The organism is Brevundimonas naejangsanensis (genome assembly GCF_003627995.1).
Lineage (GTDB): Bacteria > Pseudomonadota > Alphaproteobacteria > Caulobacterales > Caulobacteraceae > Brevundimonas > Brevundimonas naejangsanensis_B.
The window spans coordinates 2,580,729-2,596,479 of sequence record NZ_CP032707.1 but is presented as its reverse complement, the minus strand read 5'-3'; the positions used below and the strand labels follow the sequence as shown (position 1 = coordinate 2,596,479).

At 69.5% G+C, this 15,751-nt stretch carries 13 protein-coding genes and 1 pseudogene; 5 read left to right on the top strand and 9 right to left on the bottom strand.

Going from position 1 to position 15,751, the window contains the following annotated elements:
- The first annotated feature begins 131 nt into the window (after positions 1-131).
- Positions 132-695 (top strand): bactofilin family protein, encoded by a 564-nt coding sequence (locus D8I30_RS12215; RefSeq protein ID WP_121482984.1) that lies wholly within the window; start codon positions 132-134, stop codon positions 693-695.
- 77 nt (positions 696-772) lie between these two features.
- Here the strand turns inward: D8I30_RS12215 and prfB are convergent.
- The 4 genes from prfB to dapA all read right to left on the bottom strand — a co-directional run bounded on the left by prfB (position 773) and on the right by dapA (position 5,864).
- Positions 773-1,886, bottom strand: a protein-coding gene (gene prfB, locus D8I30_RS12210; RefSeq protein ID WP_121483526.1) for a peptide chain release factor 2 whose coding sequence is annotated in 2 segments (ribosomal slippage) — positions 773-1,816 and positions 1,818-1,886 — 1,113 coding nt in all. Because the reading frame shifts where the segments join, the coding sequence is not laid out codon by codon here.
- Positions 1,887-2,008: 122 nt separating this feature from the next.
- Entirely contained in the window at positions 2,009-4,396 is a 2,388-nt protein-coding gene (locus tag D8I30_RS12205; protein WP_121482983.1) for a penicillin-binding protein 1A, read from the bottom strand.
- A gap of 113 nt (positions 4,397-4,509) precedes the next feature.
- Entirely contained in the window at positions 4,510-4,980 is a 471-nt protein-coding gene (smpB, locus tag D8I30_RS12200; RefSeq protein WP_121482982.1) for an SsrA-binding protein SmpB, read from the bottom strand.
- Positions 4,980-5,864, bottom strand: a complete 885-nt coding sequence (gene dapA / locus D8I30_RS12195; protein ID WP_121482981.1) for a 4-hydroxy-tetrahydrodipicolinate synthase — start codon at positions 5,862-5,864, stop codon at positions 4,980-4,982. The genes smpB and dapA overlap by 1 nt, the downstream gene beginning before the upstream one ends.
- 115 nt (positions 5,865-5,979) lie before the next feature.
- On the opposite strand from dapA, the gene D8I30_RS12190 reads away from it, so the two are divergent.
- The gene (locus tag D8I30_RS12190) at positions 5,980-8,013 is read left to right on the top strand and encodes a lytic transglycosylase domain-containing protein (RefSeq protein ID WP_240387237.1); all 2,034 of its coding nucleotides are present in this window, start codon (positions 5,980-5,982) and stop codon (positions 8,011-8,013) included.
- Here the strand turns inward: D8I30_RS12190 and D8I30_RS12185 are convergent.
- Genes D8I30_RS12185 through D8I30_RS12170 form a run of 4 tightly spaced genes read right to left on the bottom strand, consistent with a single transcriptional unit; the run spans position 8,004 to position 11,177 of the window.
- Complete coding sequence (locus tag D8I30_RS12185; RefSeq protein ID WP_121482979.1) at positions 8,004-8,780, bottom strand: ABC transporter ATP-binding protein; 777 nt, start codon at positions 8,778-8,780, stop codon at positions 8,004-8,006. The two genes, D8I30_RS12190 and D8I30_RS12185, sit on opposite strands and share 10 nt — an antisense overlap.
- On the bottom strand, positions 8,768-9,757 hold the full coding sequence (locus D8I30_RS12180) for a FecCD family ABC transporter permease (RefSeq protein ID WP_121482978.1): 990 nt from the start codon (positions 9,755-9,757) through the stop codon (positions 8,768-8,770). Before D8I30_RS12180 ends, D8I30_RS12185 begins: the two co-directional genes overlap by 13 nt.
- Positions 9,754-10,515 (bottom strand): ABC transporter substrate-binding protein, encoded by a 762-nt coding sequence (locus D8I30_RS12175; protein ID WP_121483525.1) that lies wholly within the window; start codon positions 10,513-10,515, stop codon positions 9,754-9,756. The genes D8I30_RS12180 and D8I30_RS12175 overlap by 4 nt, the downstream gene beginning before the upstream one ends.
- Positions 10,516-10,544: 29 nt before the next feature.
- Positions 10,545-11,177, bottom strand: a complete 633-nt coding sequence (locus D8I30_RS12170; protein ID WP_121482977.1) for a TetR/AcrR family transcriptional regulator — start codon at positions 11,175-11,177, stop codon at positions 10,545-10,547.
- Between D8I30_RS12170 and D8I30_RS12165 the strand changes: the two are divergent.
- The 3 genes and pseudogenes from D8I30_RS12165 to D8I30_RS12155 form a co-directional block, all read left to right on the top strand.
- Positions 11,080-12,354: pseudogene (locus D8I30_RS12165) on the top strand (glycosyltransferase); the annotation flags it as partial. The gene D8I30_RS12170 and the pseudogene D8I30_RS12165 overlap by 98 nt on opposite strands.
- Positions 12,355-12,725: 371 nt before the next feature.
- The gene (locus D8I30_RS12160; RefSeq protein ID WP_121482976.1) at positions 12,726-13,637 is read left to right on the top strand and encodes a class I SAM-dependent methyltransferase; all 912 of its coding nucleotides are present in this window, start codon (positions 12,726-12,728) and stop codon (positions 13,635-13,637) included.
- Entirely contained in the window at positions 13,637-14,449 is an 813-nt protein-coding gene (locus tag D8I30_RS12155) for a TrmH family RNA methyltransferase (RefSeq protein WP_121483524.1), read from the top strand. Before D8I30_RS12160 ends, D8I30_RS12155 begins: the two co-directional genes overlap by 1 nt.
- On the opposite strand, the gene D8I30_RS12150 is transcribed toward D8I30_RS12155, so the two are convergent.
- The gene (locus D8I30_RS12150; protein ID WP_121483523.1) at positions 14,446-15,735 is read right to left on the bottom strand and encodes an MFS transporter; all 1,290 of its coding nucleotides are present in this window, start codon (positions 15,733-15,735) and stop codon (positions 14,446-14,448) included. The genes D8I30_RS12155 and D8I30_RS12150 overlap by 4 nt on opposite strands.
- Between the last annotated feature and the right edge of the window lie 16 nt (positions 15,736-15,751).

The window sequence follows — 15,751 nt, the reverse complement described above, 5'->3', positions numbered from 1 at the left end:
CGGCGAGCGGGGTTCGGAAGGCCCCGCTTGACCTCTCCGCTCGTGCGCCCCCTAACTGATGTCAGGGATTGTATCCCGGGGGGCTGACACTGGACCTTTGCCGGCGCCGTCGGTGAAACGCGGAGACCACCATGTTCACCAAGAACAAACCCTTCGACAACAAGCCTTCGAGCGAGATGGGCATTCCAACGCCGCCCGGAGCCGCTAATCCGACGCCTGCCCAACCTGTGTCCACGGCCCCGGCCGCCCCTGCCGCCGCGCCTCGCGCGCCCGAGCCCGCGCGCCCGGCGGGCCGCTCGTCCAACCTGTCCACCCTGTCGGCGGGAGTGAAATACGAGGGCAACATCTCGGGCGCCGGCGAGCTTCAGGTCGACGGTTCGCTCAAGGGCGACATCCGCGTGGTGCGCGTGGTGATCGGCGAAGGCGGCGCGGTCGAGGGCACGGTCCACGCCGACGTCCTGGAAGTGCGCGGCCGGGTCTCGGGCGCCATCGTCGCCAAGCAGGTGAAGCTGTTCGCCACCTCGCGCGTCGAAGGCGACATCACCCAGGAACAACTGTCGATCGAACAGGGCGCCTGGTTCCAGGGCCGCTGCACCCAGGCCAAGCGCGACACGCCGGGCGCCAGCATGCTGGATGCCCCGCCTCCGGCCGAGAAGCCCGCGTCTGCCAAGGCCGAGGTCAAGCCGGCAGCCTGACGGTGACAGGCCGATCCTCAGGTCAAACCCGAGGAAAGAATTGAAAAGGGGCGACCCGCCGGGCCGCCCCTTTTTAATCAGCCTTCGCGGGTCTCACCCACGCGGGCCGCCAAGGCGGCGCCCATGAACTGATCCAGATCGCCGTCCAGAACCCCTTGGGTGTCCGAGGTTTCGACCTCGGTCCGCAGGTCCTTGACCATCTGATACGGCTGCAGGACGTAGGAGCGGATCTGGTGCCCCCAGCCGATGTCGGTCTTGGCGTCGGCCAGGGCCTGAGCCGCGGCCTCGCGCTTCTGCAGCTCCAGCTCGTACAGGCGGGCGCGCAGCATCTTCCAGGCCTGGTCGCGGTTCTGGTGCTGCGAGCGGCCGGCCTGACAGGCCACCACGGTGTTGGTCGGAATGTGGGTCAGACGCACCGCCGAGTCCGTCTTGTTGACGTGCTGGCCGCCCGCGCCCGAAGCGCGATAGGTGTCGGTGCGCACGTCCGACGGATTGATCTCGATCTCGATGCTGTCGTCGACGACCGGCGAAACCCCGACCGAGGCGAACGACGTATGCCGCTTGGCCGCCGCGTCATAGGGGCTGATGCGCACCAGGCGGTGAACGCCCGATTCCGACTTCAACCAGCCATAGGCGTTCGGCCCCGTGATCAGCAAGGTCGCGGACTTGATGCCCGCCTGTTCGCCGGATTCCTCTTCCTGCAGCTCGACGTCATAGCCGTGCGAACGGGCCCAGCGGCTGTACATCCGCAGCAGCATGCCGGCCCAGTCGTTGGACTCGGTGCCGCCGGCGCCGGAGTTGACCTCCAGATAGGCGTCGTTGCCGTCGGCCTCGCCGGACAGCAGGGCCTCCAGCTCGGCGCGGGCGGCGCGGTCCTTGATGGCCTTGAGCTGTTCACGGGCTTCCTCGAGGGTGGCTTCGTCGCCCTCCTCGTCCGCCATGTCGGCGAGCATGATCCCGTCCTCAAGGCCCTGCTCCATCTCCTTGACGGCGTTGACCTGAGCCTCCAGGCGCGAGCGGTCGCGGCTGACGGCCTGGGCCTGTTCGGGATTGTCCCACAGGGTCGGATCCTCGACCCGCGCGTTCAGCTCATCGAGCTTTCCCAGAGCGACATCCCAGTCAAAGTCGCCTCCTGAGCAGAGCGACGCTCTGCTCGATGTCGGCCTTCATGGCCTCGACATCCGGTCTCATCGCAATCTCCATGCGAACAACGCCTCCCAAACAGCGCCACGCCGCACGCGGCCCGACAGGGAGACAACGGAAACGGCGCGCCTGCCGATCAGGCGCGCCGGGTTGGCGGTGTAACTAGAGCCTCAGTAGAGCCCGCTCAAGTCCTCGGCCGGCTGCTTCTTCGGCGGCGGCGGCGCGACTGCGGCAGGCGCGGCGCTCGACGGGGCCTGGGCGGCCTCCTGCTCGCGGCGGATCACGTCGTTGTAGCTTTGCGGCCCTTGAGGCTCCGTCGGACGCGGGGCTTCCTCGCGCAGATGGCGCTCGGTGCCTGGCCGGAAGGCCTCCTCGATGCCGTTGACCGTGCGGAAGATCGCGTTCTTGGGTTTCACGAAGGGGCGCGCGGGCCGTTCCTTCAGCGCTTCCTGCATGAAGTCGATGAAGATGGGCACGGCGGTCGAGGCGCCCGCCTCGCCCCCGCCCAGCGAGCGGTTGTCGTCGAAGCCGACGAAGACGCCGACCACGATGTCGCTGGAGAAGCCGACGAACCAGGCCGAGCGGTACTCGTTGGTCGTGCCGGTCTTGCCGCCGACCCAGGGACCCAGGCTGCGCGCCCGGGCGGCCGTCCCGCGCTGGACCACGCCCTCCAGCATGGAGCTCATCTGATAGGCGGTGATGGGATCGATCACCTGGGTTCCGCGATCCGGCAGGCGCGGCGATTCCTGACCGCTGAAGCCGCGGCTGCAGTCGCGGCACTGGCGACGGTCGGCGCGGTGAATGGTCTGTCCGTTCCGGTCCTGGGCCAGTTCGATCAGATAGGGGTCGATCTTGCGCCCGCCGTTGACGAAGGCGGCGTAGGCGGCGGTGATGCGATAGGGCGTCGTCTCCCCCGCCCCCAGCGACATGGCCAGGTTCGGCGACATGTCGTCCACCACGCCCATCTTCTTGGACAGGTCGACGACGTTCTTCATGCCGACCGCCTGGGCCAGGCGCACGGTCATGACGTTGCGCGACAGCTCCAGCCCGCGACGCAGGGTCTGCGGCCCGTAATATTCGCGGCTGTAGTTCTCGGGCGTCCAGGCCCGGCCGCCGGGTCCGCCGGGGAAGCTGATCGGGGCGTCCAGCACGATGGAGGCCGGGGTGAAGTCGCCTTCCAGCGCCGCCGCATAGACGAAGGGCTTGTAGGCCGAGCCCGGCTGGCGCTTCGCCTGGGTCGCCCGGTTGAAGCTGGACAGGGCGTAGGAATAACCGCCCACCATCGCCAGCACTCGGCCCGACTGGGGCTCGATGGCGACCAGGGCGCCGTTGACGGCGGGCACCTGCTTCAGGGCGAACTGGCCGCCCTGGCGCTCGACGAAGATCAGGTCCCCGCGCTTCAGCGGACGACGACCGGCGTTGGCCCAGGCGGCGTCGGCGGCGATCAGGGCTCCGGTCTGGCCGTCGCGCGCGGTGCGGACGCGCACCAGATTGCCCGCGGCGCTCTCGACCGCCGCCGCCTGCCAGGTGCGGCGTTCGGGCGGGGTCGTCTTCTTCAGCGCCTCGGCCTGCCAGCCGTCGGCGAAGTCGGTCTCGCCCCAGGCCCCCCGCCAACCGTGACGGCGGTCATAGTTTTCCAGCCCCTTCATCAAGGCGTCGCGCGCCGTCGATTGCAGCTTGGGATCCAGGGTGGTGCGCAGGTAGTAACCGCCGCGGTTCACCTCTTCCTGGCCGAACAGGGCGATGGCGCGGCGCCGCGCCTCCTCGACGAAAAAGTCGGCGTCGGCGTACTCGGCTCGACGCGGCGCGGCGCGAGTGTTCAACGGACGCGCCAGGGCGGTCGCCAACTGTTCGCGCGTCAGCCACTTGTTGTCGGCCATCTTCTCCAGCACCCAGTTCCGACGGCCCAGGGCGGCCTCGGGATAGCGCTTCGGATGATAGTTGCTCGGTCCCTTGGGCAGGGCCGCCAGGAAGGCCGCCTCGTCCGGCGTCAGCTGGTCCAGCGACTTGCCGAAATAGTTGAAGGCCGCGGAAGCCACGCCATAGGAGCGATAGCCGAGGTAGATCTCGTTCAGATAGAGCTCAAGAATCTGCTCCTTGGTCAGCGTCGCTTCGAGGCGGCTCGAGAGGATCGCTTCCTTGAGCTTGCGGTTCAGGCTGGTCTCGCTGGTCAGCAGGACGTTCTTCGCCACCTGCTGGGTGATGGTCGAGCCGCCTTCCAGTCGCCGTCCCGACAGGACGTTGAAGACGTTCTTGAACATGGCCCGGCCGATGCCGGACACGTCGATGCCGCCGTGGCTGAAGAAGTTCTGGTCCTCGGCCGCCAGAAAGGCGTGAACGACCGTCGGCGGCACCTGCTCATAGGTGACGTAGATGCGGCGCTGGTCCGAGAACTCGCCGATCAGGGTGCCGTCTCCGGCATAGACCCGCGTCGCCGTCGCTGGACGATAGTCGGCCAGCTCCGAAGCGTCAGGCATGTCGTGCAGCACCCAGGCGGCGTAGATCGCCACCACCAGGCCGGCCACGGCGATGGCGCCCAGCAGGGCCACGCCCGCCATGACGAACCAGCGTTCGGCTATCCTCACCGTGAACTCCGCAAGACGCACCCCATCAACGGTCGTTTACCGCGCGTCGGGCGGCGCGCAAAGCGGAACAGCAAACCAGCCCCCCGTCATCCCTTGTCACGCAGCAGGCGCGCCTTGTCGCGCTGCCAGTCGCGCTCGGCCGAGGCCTCGCGCTTGTCATGCAGCTTCTTGCCTTTGGCCAGGGCGATTTCCAGCTTCGCCTTGCCCGCCTCGTTCAGATAGAGGCGCAGGGGCACGATGGTGCGGCCGTCACGCTGAACCGCGCCGATCAGCTTGTCGATCTGCTTGCGATGCAGCAGCAGCTTCCGATGGCGGCGCGGTTCGTGGTTGAACCGGTTGGCCATCTTGTAGGGCGGAATGTCGGCGTTGATCAGCACCAGTTCGCGCCCCTCGGGCGAGACGTAGCTCTCGGTGATGTTGGCCCGACCGTCGCGCAGCGACTTGATCTCCGTGCCCAGCAACTGGATTCCGGCCTCGATGTGATCCTCGAGGAAGTAGTCGAAGCGGGCGCGGCGGTTCTCGGCGAGCGTCTTCTGTTTCGGCGCGTCGGCGGCCATCAGGCGATCCCCGCCTCCGCCAGCGCCTTTTCGATGGCGGGCTTCACCGCGTCGGCCGTCGGCGCCAGAGGCAAGCGCACTTCTTCAGTGCACAGGCCCAGCTTGGCCAGGGCGTATTTGGTCGGCGACGGCGAGTTGTCGAGGAACAGCGCCTTGTGCAGGCCGATGAGCCGCTCCTGCCAGGCGCGCGCCGTGGCCAGATCGCCGGCCTGGACCGCCTCATGCAGGGCGACCATGGCCTCGGGGGCCACGTTGGAGGTGACCGAGATCACCCCCACGCCGCCGTGCGCGGCGTAGCCCAGATAGCTGGAGTCATCGCCCGAGATCAGGTCGAAGGCGCCCGCGATGTTGGCCCGCATCCAGCTGGCGCGCGCGATTTCGCCCGTCGCGTCCTTGATGCCGACGATGTTCGGGTGGGCCGACAGGGCCGCCACCGTCTCGTTGGCCAGGTCCACGCCGGTGCGTCCCGGCACGTTGTAGAGCAGGATCGGCAGTTGCACCGCGTCGGCCAGCGCCTCGAAATGCGCCTGCATCCCGGCCTGAGAGGGCCGGTTGTAATAGGGCGTGACGACCAGGGCGCCGTCGGCGCCGACCGTCTTGGCGAAGCGGGTCAATTCGATCGCCTTGTCCGTCGCGGACGAGCCGGCGCCCGCGATCACGCGGATGCGGCCGGCGGCGATCTCGACGCACTGCTCGACCACGCGCTTGTGCTCATCCAGGTGCAGAGTCGCGCTCTCGCCCGTGGTGCCCATGGGCACCACGCCGTGAACCCCGGCGGCGATCTGACGTTCCAACAGGCGCTTGAAAGCGGCCTCGTCCACGTTTCCGTCACGAAGAGGTGTGATCAGGGCGGTGATCACGCCCTTGAACAAGGGGGCGGTCATGGGAACAAGGTACCTGCGCGGAGAGAAGGGGCGGCGGTTCCGCCCGACTGACCGGCAAAGGGTAGGTTGCCCGCCGCCCGGCCGCAACCAGAGATGAATGAGGATCAGCCGACTGATGATCGCGACGACCGTGGCCGCCGCCCTGGCGATTCTGACTCCGCCTGCTCAGGACGTGTTGAACAGCGCGCCCGCCGCCTATTCAGCCAGCCAGAGCGGCATCATCAGCCCGCAGGACGCCGTTCTGGTGCAGCAAGGCCTTGCGGCCGCACGCGCCCGCGACGTGACGGGCACGCAATCCATCATGGCCCGGATTTCCGACCCCACGGCGCGCAAGCTGGTCGAATGGGCCCTGGTCGACACCTCGGACAAGCAGCTGTCCTACGCCGACCTCGCGCGCGCCCAGACCGACCTGACCAACTGGCCGCGCGGCGAATCGCGTCGGGCGGCGGGCGAGCGCGCCCTGGACATGGCGGGCCAGTCGCCAAACGCCGTCCTGGCCTTCTTCAACGGCAGCGCGCCGACGACGGCCCAGGGCGCCATCGCCCTGGCCGGGGCGCTGGAACAGTCCGGCCGTCGCCCGGAGGCCCAGGCCCTGATTCGCGACTGGTGGCGGACCCAGAGCTTTGAAGAGGCTCAGCAAAGCCGAATCTATTCGCGCTGGAGCGGTTGGCTGACCAGCGACGACCATGCGGCGCGCCTGAACATGCTGCTGCTTGGCCCGCATGGTCCGGCGACCCGCGCCATGGTCGCCCTAGCCCCGGCCGACCGCCAGGCCGTGGCCAACGCCGTGATGGCCCTGCGCGCCGCCTATTCTCCCGACGCCATCGTCGCGGGCCTGACGCCGGCCCAGGCCAATGACCCGGCCGTGGTGCTGGAGCGGGTGCGTCTGCTGCGCTCGGCCGGACGCCAGTCCGAAGCCTTCCCGATCCTGGCCGCCCTGCCCCCGGCGCCCTCGCACCTGGACGGCCAGAACACCCTGTGGAGCGAGCGCCGCAATTACTTCCTGGACGCCCTGCAGCAGGGCAATCCCCGCGCCGCCTACGCCGCCATGAACGGCCACGGCTTCCCCTCGGGCGAGCGCAAGGTCGACGCCGAGTTCTTCGCCGGCTGGGTCGCCCTGACCAAGCTGAACGATCCGGCCACGGCGGCGCAGCATTTCGAGACCCTGCGCAACGCCTCCTCGACCCCGATCACCCAGGGCCGCGCCCTCTACTGGCTGGGCCGCGCCGCCGAGGCCAAGGGCGACCGCGACGGCGCCCAGCGCTGGTATCAGGCCGGAGCCGAGCACTGGCAGACCTTCTACGGCCAGCTGGCGGCGGAAAAGGCGGGGGCCACGACGCTGGTTCTCCCCGGCGAACCGGCCCCCACGCGCGAGGACGTGAACCGTTTCGAGGGCAATGAGGTGGTGCGCGCCACCCGCATCCTGGGCCAGATTGGCGGCGAACAGACCCTGATGCGGGTCTTCGCCTATCACCTGGATGACGCCCTGCCCTCGCCCTATGACCTGGCGCAGCTGTTCGACCTGATGCAGGGCTACGGCGACCAGTTCGGCTCGATGATGGTTGGCCGCGCCGCCAGCCAACGCGGCTTCGTCATGCCCGAGCGCATGTATCCGGTGCGTCTGCCGCAGCAGGTGGCGGGCATGGCGCCGAACGAGTTCGCCCTGGCGATCACGCGTCAGGAGTCCAGCTTTGATCCCCTGGTCCGCTCGGGCGCCGACGCACGCGGCATGATGCAGCTCCTGCCCGCTACGGCCCAGGGCGTGGCCCGCCGCATGGGTCGCTCGTTCAGCGCCGAGCAATTGTGGGACCCTGAGGTCAACATGACCCTGGGCAGCTATCACCTGGGCGAATTGATCAATAATTTCGGCGGATCGCCCCTGCTGGCGACCATCGGCTACAACGCCGGGCCGGCGCGCCCGCCGCAATGGACGGCCCGTTGCGGCGATCCGCGTCAGAGCCAGGTCGACCCCATCGACTTCATCGAGTGCGCCCCCTTCACCGAGACGCGCAACTACATGATGCGGGTCATGGAGAACATGCAGGTCTATCGCGCCCGGCTGAACGGCGGGTCGGCGCCGCTGACGCCGTCGGCGGACCTGGCGCGGGGCACGCCGCCCTACGCCGGACCGCGCCCCTATCAGCCCTGATGCAGGCGACGGGCCGCCAGCAGCGGCCCGTCCAGCGCCTCAAGCCAGACGCCGTCGAGGTTGAAGGCCGACCTCAGGACCGCCGGCGACAGGGCCTCGGTCGGCGGCCCGTCGGCCGCGACGCGCCCGCGGCTCATCACCACCAAGCGGTCGGCGTAGCGCGCCGCCAGCGTCAGGTCGTGCAGGCTGACCAGCACCCCGCCGCCCGCGTCGGCGCGCGCGCGCAGCCGCTCCAGCACCAAAAGCTGCGCGTCGGGGTCCAGCCCGGCGATGGGCTCGTCCGCGATCAACAGCGGCGCGTCCACCACAAGCGCGCGCGCCAACAGGACCCGCGCGCGCTCGCCGCCGGACATCTCGCCCACGCCCCGGTCGGCCAGGTGGCCGATCCCGACCTCATCCAGCGCCGCGCGGGCGCGATCCAGGGCCGCCGCGCCCGCCAGGAAGGGCGCGCCCAGGGCGGCCACCTCGACGGCGGGCAGGTTCCAGGCGATCGACCGCTCCTGCGGCAGATAGGCCGCGCGGGCGCCGCGCGCGCGTTCCGACAGGCGACGCACCTCGTCACCGCCCAGCCGCGCCGCGCCCCGGCTCAGCGGCAGCAGGCCTAGACCTGCGCGGATCGCGCTCGACTTGCCCGCGCCGTTGGGGCCGCACAGGGCCACGACCTCGCCCGGACGCACGCTCAGGTCGGCCCCGTCCAGCACGGGAGCCCCGGCCAGCCGCGCGTGGGCGTCCTCAAGCTCCAGCAGCGCCGCCGTCACAGCCGCCACTCCCGCGCCGCGCGCCAGGCGATCAGGGCGAACAGGGGCGCGCCGACCAGGGCGGTGAACACGCCCAACTTCAGCTCCTGATCCGTCGGCAGCATCCGCGCCAGCAGATCGGCCAGCACCAGCATCAACCCGCCCGCCAGCGCCGAGGGCGCCAGCAGCCGCCCCGGATCGCCGCGCACCGCCGCCCGCACCAGATGCGGCGCGGCCAGGCCGACGAAGCCGATCACGCCCGCCACGGCCACCGCCGCCCCCGCCGCCAGGGCCGAGGCGGCCAGAGCCAGGACGCGCATCCGGCCCATCGACAGGCCCGAGGCGCGCGCCGCCTCCTCGCCCAGCGTCATCATGCGAAGCCCCGGCGCCGCCCCTGCGGCCAGGACGGCCGCGACCGCCAGAACCGGCCCGACCCAGGCGACGTCGACCCAGCTGCGGTTCTCGACCGAACCGAGCAGCCAGCTCATCACTTCGGCGGAGGCGATAGGCGACGGCGACAGATTGAAGATCAGGGCGGTGGCCGCGCCCGCGAAGCTGGACAGGGCCACCCCGAACAGGATCAGGGCCTCGGGCGCGCGCACCCTGGCGGCGATGGCGATCAGGAGACCGCCCGCCAGTCCCGCGCCGATCAGGGCCGCGATCTCCACCGCGCCCGGCACGGCGGCTAGGCCCAGGACGATCGCCGTCGCGGCAGCGAAGGCGGCGGTCGCCGACACCCCCAGCACGCCCGGCTCCGCCAGCGGATTGCGCAACAGTCCCTGCATCACCGCCCCCGCCAGCCCCAGGGCGGCGCCCACGAACAGGGCGCAGACGGCGCGCGGCGCGCGCACCAGCCACAGCACCTCGCCCGTCCCGGACCGTGGCTCGGCCAAGGCCTTGGCATAGTCTGCGCCGCTGAAGCGGGTCTCGCCCAGGGTCACGGCCAAGGCCAGCGCCGCCAGGATCGCTGCAGCCAGGACGGCGTTCAGAACGACCGACCGCCTCATGACGCCTGCTCGGCCAATAAGGCGGCGGCGTCGCCCGCGAACCAGGCCGGGCACGTCAGGACAGCGCCCGGCAGCTCGGCCGCTGTCCGCCCTTGCATGACGCGTCGCATCACCGGATGCCGCCCCGCCCCCCGCCAGTCCGAGCGCGCCAGATCGAAGAAGCCCTTCACGAACAGGGCCGGCGGCGTCAGCAACACCCGCTCCAGCCCCAGCGGCTGATACCCGGCCCGTTCGACGCCGTTGCGGAAACCCGCCGCGCGCAGCACGGCGTCCATCAGCGATCCCGGCCCCGTCGTGAAGCCGCCGGCGGTGACATAGACAGCCTTTCGACCGCGCCCCGCGCCCTCGGCCTTCGTCAGTTGGGAGTCCAGGCGCCGCACCAGGGCTTCGCCGCGCTCGGGGCGCTCCAGCGCCTGGGCCAAAACGCGAATGTTGGCGCGCACGCCGTCCAGGTCCGAGGCGTCGGCGATGGTCACGGTGCGGACGCCGTCCCGCTCCAGCGCGGCCAGCAGGCGCGCGTCGCCGCCCCAGTAGCGCACCGCCACGTCCGGCCGAAACCCCACGGCGGCCTCCAGCGTCGGCCGCACGCGTCGGCGCCCCTCGGCCTGGGCCCGCATCCAGGAATCCGGGTCGTCGGCGCGCGGCGACAGCGCCAGTTCCGCATCGGGCGCCAGGGCCAGGACGAATTGGTCAGCGCACTGATCCAGGGCCATGACGCGCAGGGGCGCCGCCGTCGCCGCTCCGCTCCATCCCGCCATCGCCAGGGCGAGCGCCCCGATCACCGCCTTCACGAGGCGGTCAGTCCGGCGAACAGGGCGTCCATCTGGGTGCGGACCAGCGTCTCTCGGTCCGCCCATTCGAAATAGGGCTTGGTGGTCATGATGGCGACCAGGCCGTGAGCGCTGGCCCAGATGACCTGCGCCAGAACGCGCGGCTCTCCTCGCAGCACGCCCTGCTCGACCGCTTCCTCGACCACGGAGACGAAGGCGCGAAACAGCTCCGCCCCGGTCTGCTGGGCCACGGTCTCGGCGCCGTGGCGCGTCTCGACCATCGGCGTCAGATAGGCCAGGCGATAGGCGTTGGGATTGGCGAAGCCGAACGCGATGTAGTTCTCGGCGATCCGACGCAGCCGCGTCAGTGGCGGCGCATCCTCGGCCAGGATCAGCCGATGCTCCTCGGCCAGGGTATCAAAGGCGTTGCGGCAGATTTCGTTGAGGATCTCGCCCTTGTCGGCGAAGTGCATGTAGAGGGCCGTCGAAGACAGACCCACCTCGTCCGCGATCTTGCGGATAGTGGCGCCTTCATAGCCATGCTCGACGAAGATGCCCTCGGCCGCCGCCAGGATTTCAGCGCGCCGAACGTGCCCCTCCCCCTTGGGTTTGCGGGTCGAACGCGGCGAGGCGACGGAGGCGATCGACACTCGAATACTCCCCAAAGCCAGAACCCCGAGTCTGACGTCATTGATAGCCGGAAAGCCGCCGCGGGCCAAATGCTTGCTTTCGGATAACTTTGATATTAGCGATGACTTAACGGGGGAGAAGGCGATGCGGAGGGGGGCAACAGTCCTCACGAGCGGCGATGCTCTGACGTCCGCGCGCACCACCCTGACGCCGCGCCAGATCCTTTGCCTCTGCGCCATTCTGGCCGTCATTCTGGCGGCGGCGATCGTCACGCCGCCATCCACCGCCGCGATGCTGATGGGCTTGCAGATCGGCTTCCTGACGTTGGCGGCATGGCGTCTTTTCCTGATCTGCGCAGCTCGAGGGTGGCGACCGCCGACCGCCCCTTCGCCCGCGACATGGCCGCGCTATACGGTCGTGGCTGCGCTCTATCATGAGACGGAAATTCTGCCTTATCTGATCGAGCGTCTGGCCGAGATCGACTATCCGCCGGGCCGTCTCGAAGGCTTCCTGGCGCTCGAAGCAGACGATCAGACGACGATTGAGACGGCTCTCAAGCTGCCGCGCCCCGACTGGCTGCAGGTGCTGATCGTCCCGCCTGGCGTCCCGCGCACCAAGCCGCGCGCTCTCAACTACGCGCTGTCACGCGCGCGCGGCGACCTTCTGACCATCTATGACGCGGAAGACGATCCCGATCCGTTGCAACTGCGCGAGGCCGCCGCCCGCTTCGCTGCGGAAGGCGACGACTTGGCCTGCCTTCAGGCGCCGCTGCGCATCCGGCGCAGGCATAAATACAGCGCCACCCCCTTCCTCGATCGCCAGTTCGCCGCCGAATACGCGGCCCTGTTCGAGATCACCCTGCCGGCCATGAGTCGCCTGGGCCTGCCCTTCCCCCTGGGCGGCACCAGCAATCATTTCCGTGTTCCTGTGCTGCGCGCCCTGGGCGGCTGGGATGCCTTCAACGTCACCGAGGATGCGGATCTGGGCTTCCGAATCTGGCGCGCGGGCTATCGCCTGGGGGTCATAGAACGTCCGACCTATGAGCCGCCGCCGGGTCCCTTGCGGCTCTGGCTGCCGCAACGCACGCGCTGGCTGAAAGGCTATCTCCAGACCCTGGCCGTCCATACGCGCTGCGTCGGCGGCATGGGATGGCGCGGCTGGGCAGCCATAGGAGTCACCATCGGCGCCGGCCTTGCCTCGGCGGCGATCCACGCGGCCTGCGTCGCCTGGATCTTCAGCGTCGCCATGACGGCCTTCGTCGCAGGTCGCTTGCCGCAGTTCTCGCCCCTGGGCAGCGCCGTTCTCATCACGGGCATCGGCGCGGCCTGGCTGATGAAGCATAAGGGAGCCCGACGGGCGGGCGCGCCTTATGGCCCCGGCGACATGGTCGCCTCCCTCGCCTATTGGTGCCTGCTCAGCCTGGCCTTCGCCCATGCGGCCATCCGACTGATCTTCGAGCCGCACCGCTGGGACAAGACCCCTCATCAGCCGGAGCCGGAACCCGATATCCGCGTCACAACCTTGTCCCCGCGCTGGACGAGCGGCCGCCTGAGCGCCTATCAGCGCGCATGGCTCCGGTTCTCTCCTCCACGCCCGAAACCCTCGTCACGCACGGGTGGTCGGACTACGCCCTTCTCGACAGCGGCGACGGCCGCAAGCTGGAACGCTACGGCCGGTACACCGTCGTTCGCCCCGAGCCCCAGTGCTTCTGGAAAGCCCACGACGAAGGAGCGTTCGAACGCGCCAACGCCATGTTCGACCCGCAGCAGGAGGAAGAGGACGCCGGCCGCTGGCGCTTCGACCAGCACGGGCCGATCGACGCCTTTCCGCTGAAGTGGCGCGACGTGCGCTTCATGGGCCGGTTCACGCCGTTCCGGCATCTGGCCTTCTTCCCCGAGCAGGCGGCCAACTGGGAATGGCTGGACGCGCGCGTGCGCACCCTGAACCAACCGAAGATCCTGAACCTGTTCGGCTACACCGGCGTGGCCAGCCTGGCCTGCTCGGCGGCAGGCGCGCACGTCACCCATGTCGACGCCTCCAAGAAGTCCGTGACCTACGCCCGCGAGAACGCCGAGCTTTCGGGGCTGGCCGACCGCCCGATCCGCTGGATCGTCGAGGACGCCCGCAAGTTCGTGGCGCGCGAGGTGCGACGCGGAAGCAAATATGACGGCATCATCCTGGACCCGCCGAAATACGGTCGCGGGGCTAATGGCGAAGTCTGGCGCCTGTTCGAGGACATGCCGGAACTGCTGAAAGACTGCGCCGCCCTGCTGTCCGACGACGCCTCCTTCCTGCTGCTGAACGCCTATGCGGCGCGGATTTCGGGCCTGTCGCTGGCCCACATGATGGCTGAAGCCACGCACGATCGCGGCGGGCGCATCGACTGGGGCGAGTTGGCCCTGTCGGAGGACGGCAAGGACGCCCGCGCCATCGGCCTGAGCTTCTTCGCCCGATGGAGCCAGGAAAGCCGGAGCGCCTGATGTCCGAACGCCTCATCACCTCTCTGACCAACGACACCATCAAGGCCGTGCGCGCCCTGCACATGCGCAAGGAGCGCGAGGCGACGGGCCGGTTCCTGGCCGAGGGGCTGAAATTCATCGGCGAGGCGCTGGATCAGGGCCGCGCCCCTGTCATGCTGCTGGTCGGCCAGGACGCCCGGCCCCACCCCCTGCTGGACCGCGCCAAGGCCGAGACGCTGAAGAGCGGCGGCCAGATCATCGTCGTCACCCACGCCATCCTCGAAAAGATCAGTCGTCGCGACAATCCGCAGACCGTGCTGGGCGTGTTCGAACAGGTCTATACGCCGCTGGACGCCATCCGGCCCGACGCCAAGCCCTGCTGGGTGGCGCTGGAGCAGGTGCGCGATCCGGGCAACCTGGGCACCATCATCCGCACGGCGGACTCGGCCGGGTGCGGCGGCGTCATCCTGATCGGCGACTGCGTCGATCCCTTCTCGGTCGAGGCCGTGCGCGCGACCATGGGTTCGGTCTTCGCCGTCGGCATCAGCAAGGCGACGCGCGAAGAGTTCCTGGCCTGGCGCGCCTCATGGCCCGGCAGCGTGATCGGCACGCGCCTGGACGCGACGCACGGCTATCGCGACAGTCCCGTGCGCCATCCGGCCCTGATCCTGATGGGCAACGAACAGGCGGGCCTGACCGACGACCTGGCTGCCGCCTGCGACCTGAACGTCAAGATTCCGATGCGCGGCCGGGCCGACAGCCTGAACCTGGCCGTCGCCACGGGGATCATGGTCTATGCCGTGACGGACGCGGCCTACGGCTCCAGCCTCTAGGCTTCGCCCTCGGTTCTGATCCGGCCCATGCCGATCAGGGCCAGGACCGTCAGCAGGGCTGCGACCGTCAGATAGGCGCCGACGGCCTGAAGCCCGTAATGGCCCGCCAGCCAGGTCGCGGCATAGGGCGCCAGCGAGGCGCCGAGGATGCCCGCCAGGTTGAAGGTCATGGAGGCGCCGGTGTAGCGCACCGCCGTCGGGAAGGGCCGCGCCAGCGCCGCGCCCAGCGGGCCGTAGGTGCAGCCCATCAGGCTGAAGCCGATGACGAAGAAGGCGATCACTCCGACCATGCCGCCGTTCCCGAACAGGGGCGCCAGGATCAGGCCGAACAGAGCGATGGCGACGGAGGTCGCGAGCAGCGTCCGCCCCTGCCCCCAACGATCCGCCGCCAGCGCCGCCAGCGGAATGAACAGGCCGAAGAAGCAGACGCCCAGCAACTGGATCGGCAGGAACTGCTCGCGCGTATAGCCCATCGCCGTGGTGCCCCAGCCCAGGGCGAAAACCGTCATCAGATAGAAGAGGACGAAGGTCGCCAGCCCGGCCAGCGTCCCGGTCAGCAGCACCCACTTGTGACGCGAGATCAGGGTCAGGGCGGGCGCCTCGACCCGCTCGGCGCGGTCGATGGCGCGCTTGAACTCGGGCGTCTCGGTGATCTTCAGCCGCATCCACAGGCCGACGATGACCAGCAAGGCGCTGGCGATGAAGGGGATGCGCCAGCCCCAGGCCATGAACTGGCCGTCGCTCATCACCTGGCCCAGGACGATGAAGCTGAGGGTCGACAGGATAAAGCCGATCGGCGCGCCTAGCTGGGGAAACATGCCGAACCAGGCCTTCTTGCCCGGCGGGGCGTTCTCGGTCGCCAGCAGCACCGCCCCGCCCCACTCGCCGCCCAGGCCCAGGCCCTGGCCGAACCGGCACAGGGCCAGCAGCAGGGGCGCGATCATGCCGACCGAATGCCAGGTCGGCAGCAGGCCGATGGCGATGGTCGACAGCCCCATGGTCATCAGGGCCGCCACCAGTGTCGCCTTGCGACCCACCCGGTCGCCGAAATGGCCGAAGACCACGGCCCCGATCGGCCGGGCGAAGAAGGCGATGGAGAAGGTGGCGAACGAGGCCAGCATGGCCGTCATCCGGTCTCCGCCGGGGAAGAACAGGTCCGGAAAGACCAGAACCGCCGCCGTGGCGTAGATGTAGAAGTCGTAGAACTCGATCGTGGTGCCGATCAGGCTGGCGAACAGAACGCGCCGCTTGGAGGCGGACGGCGGTGAAACAGCGGCGTCGGTCACACGAAATTCCTGCAGT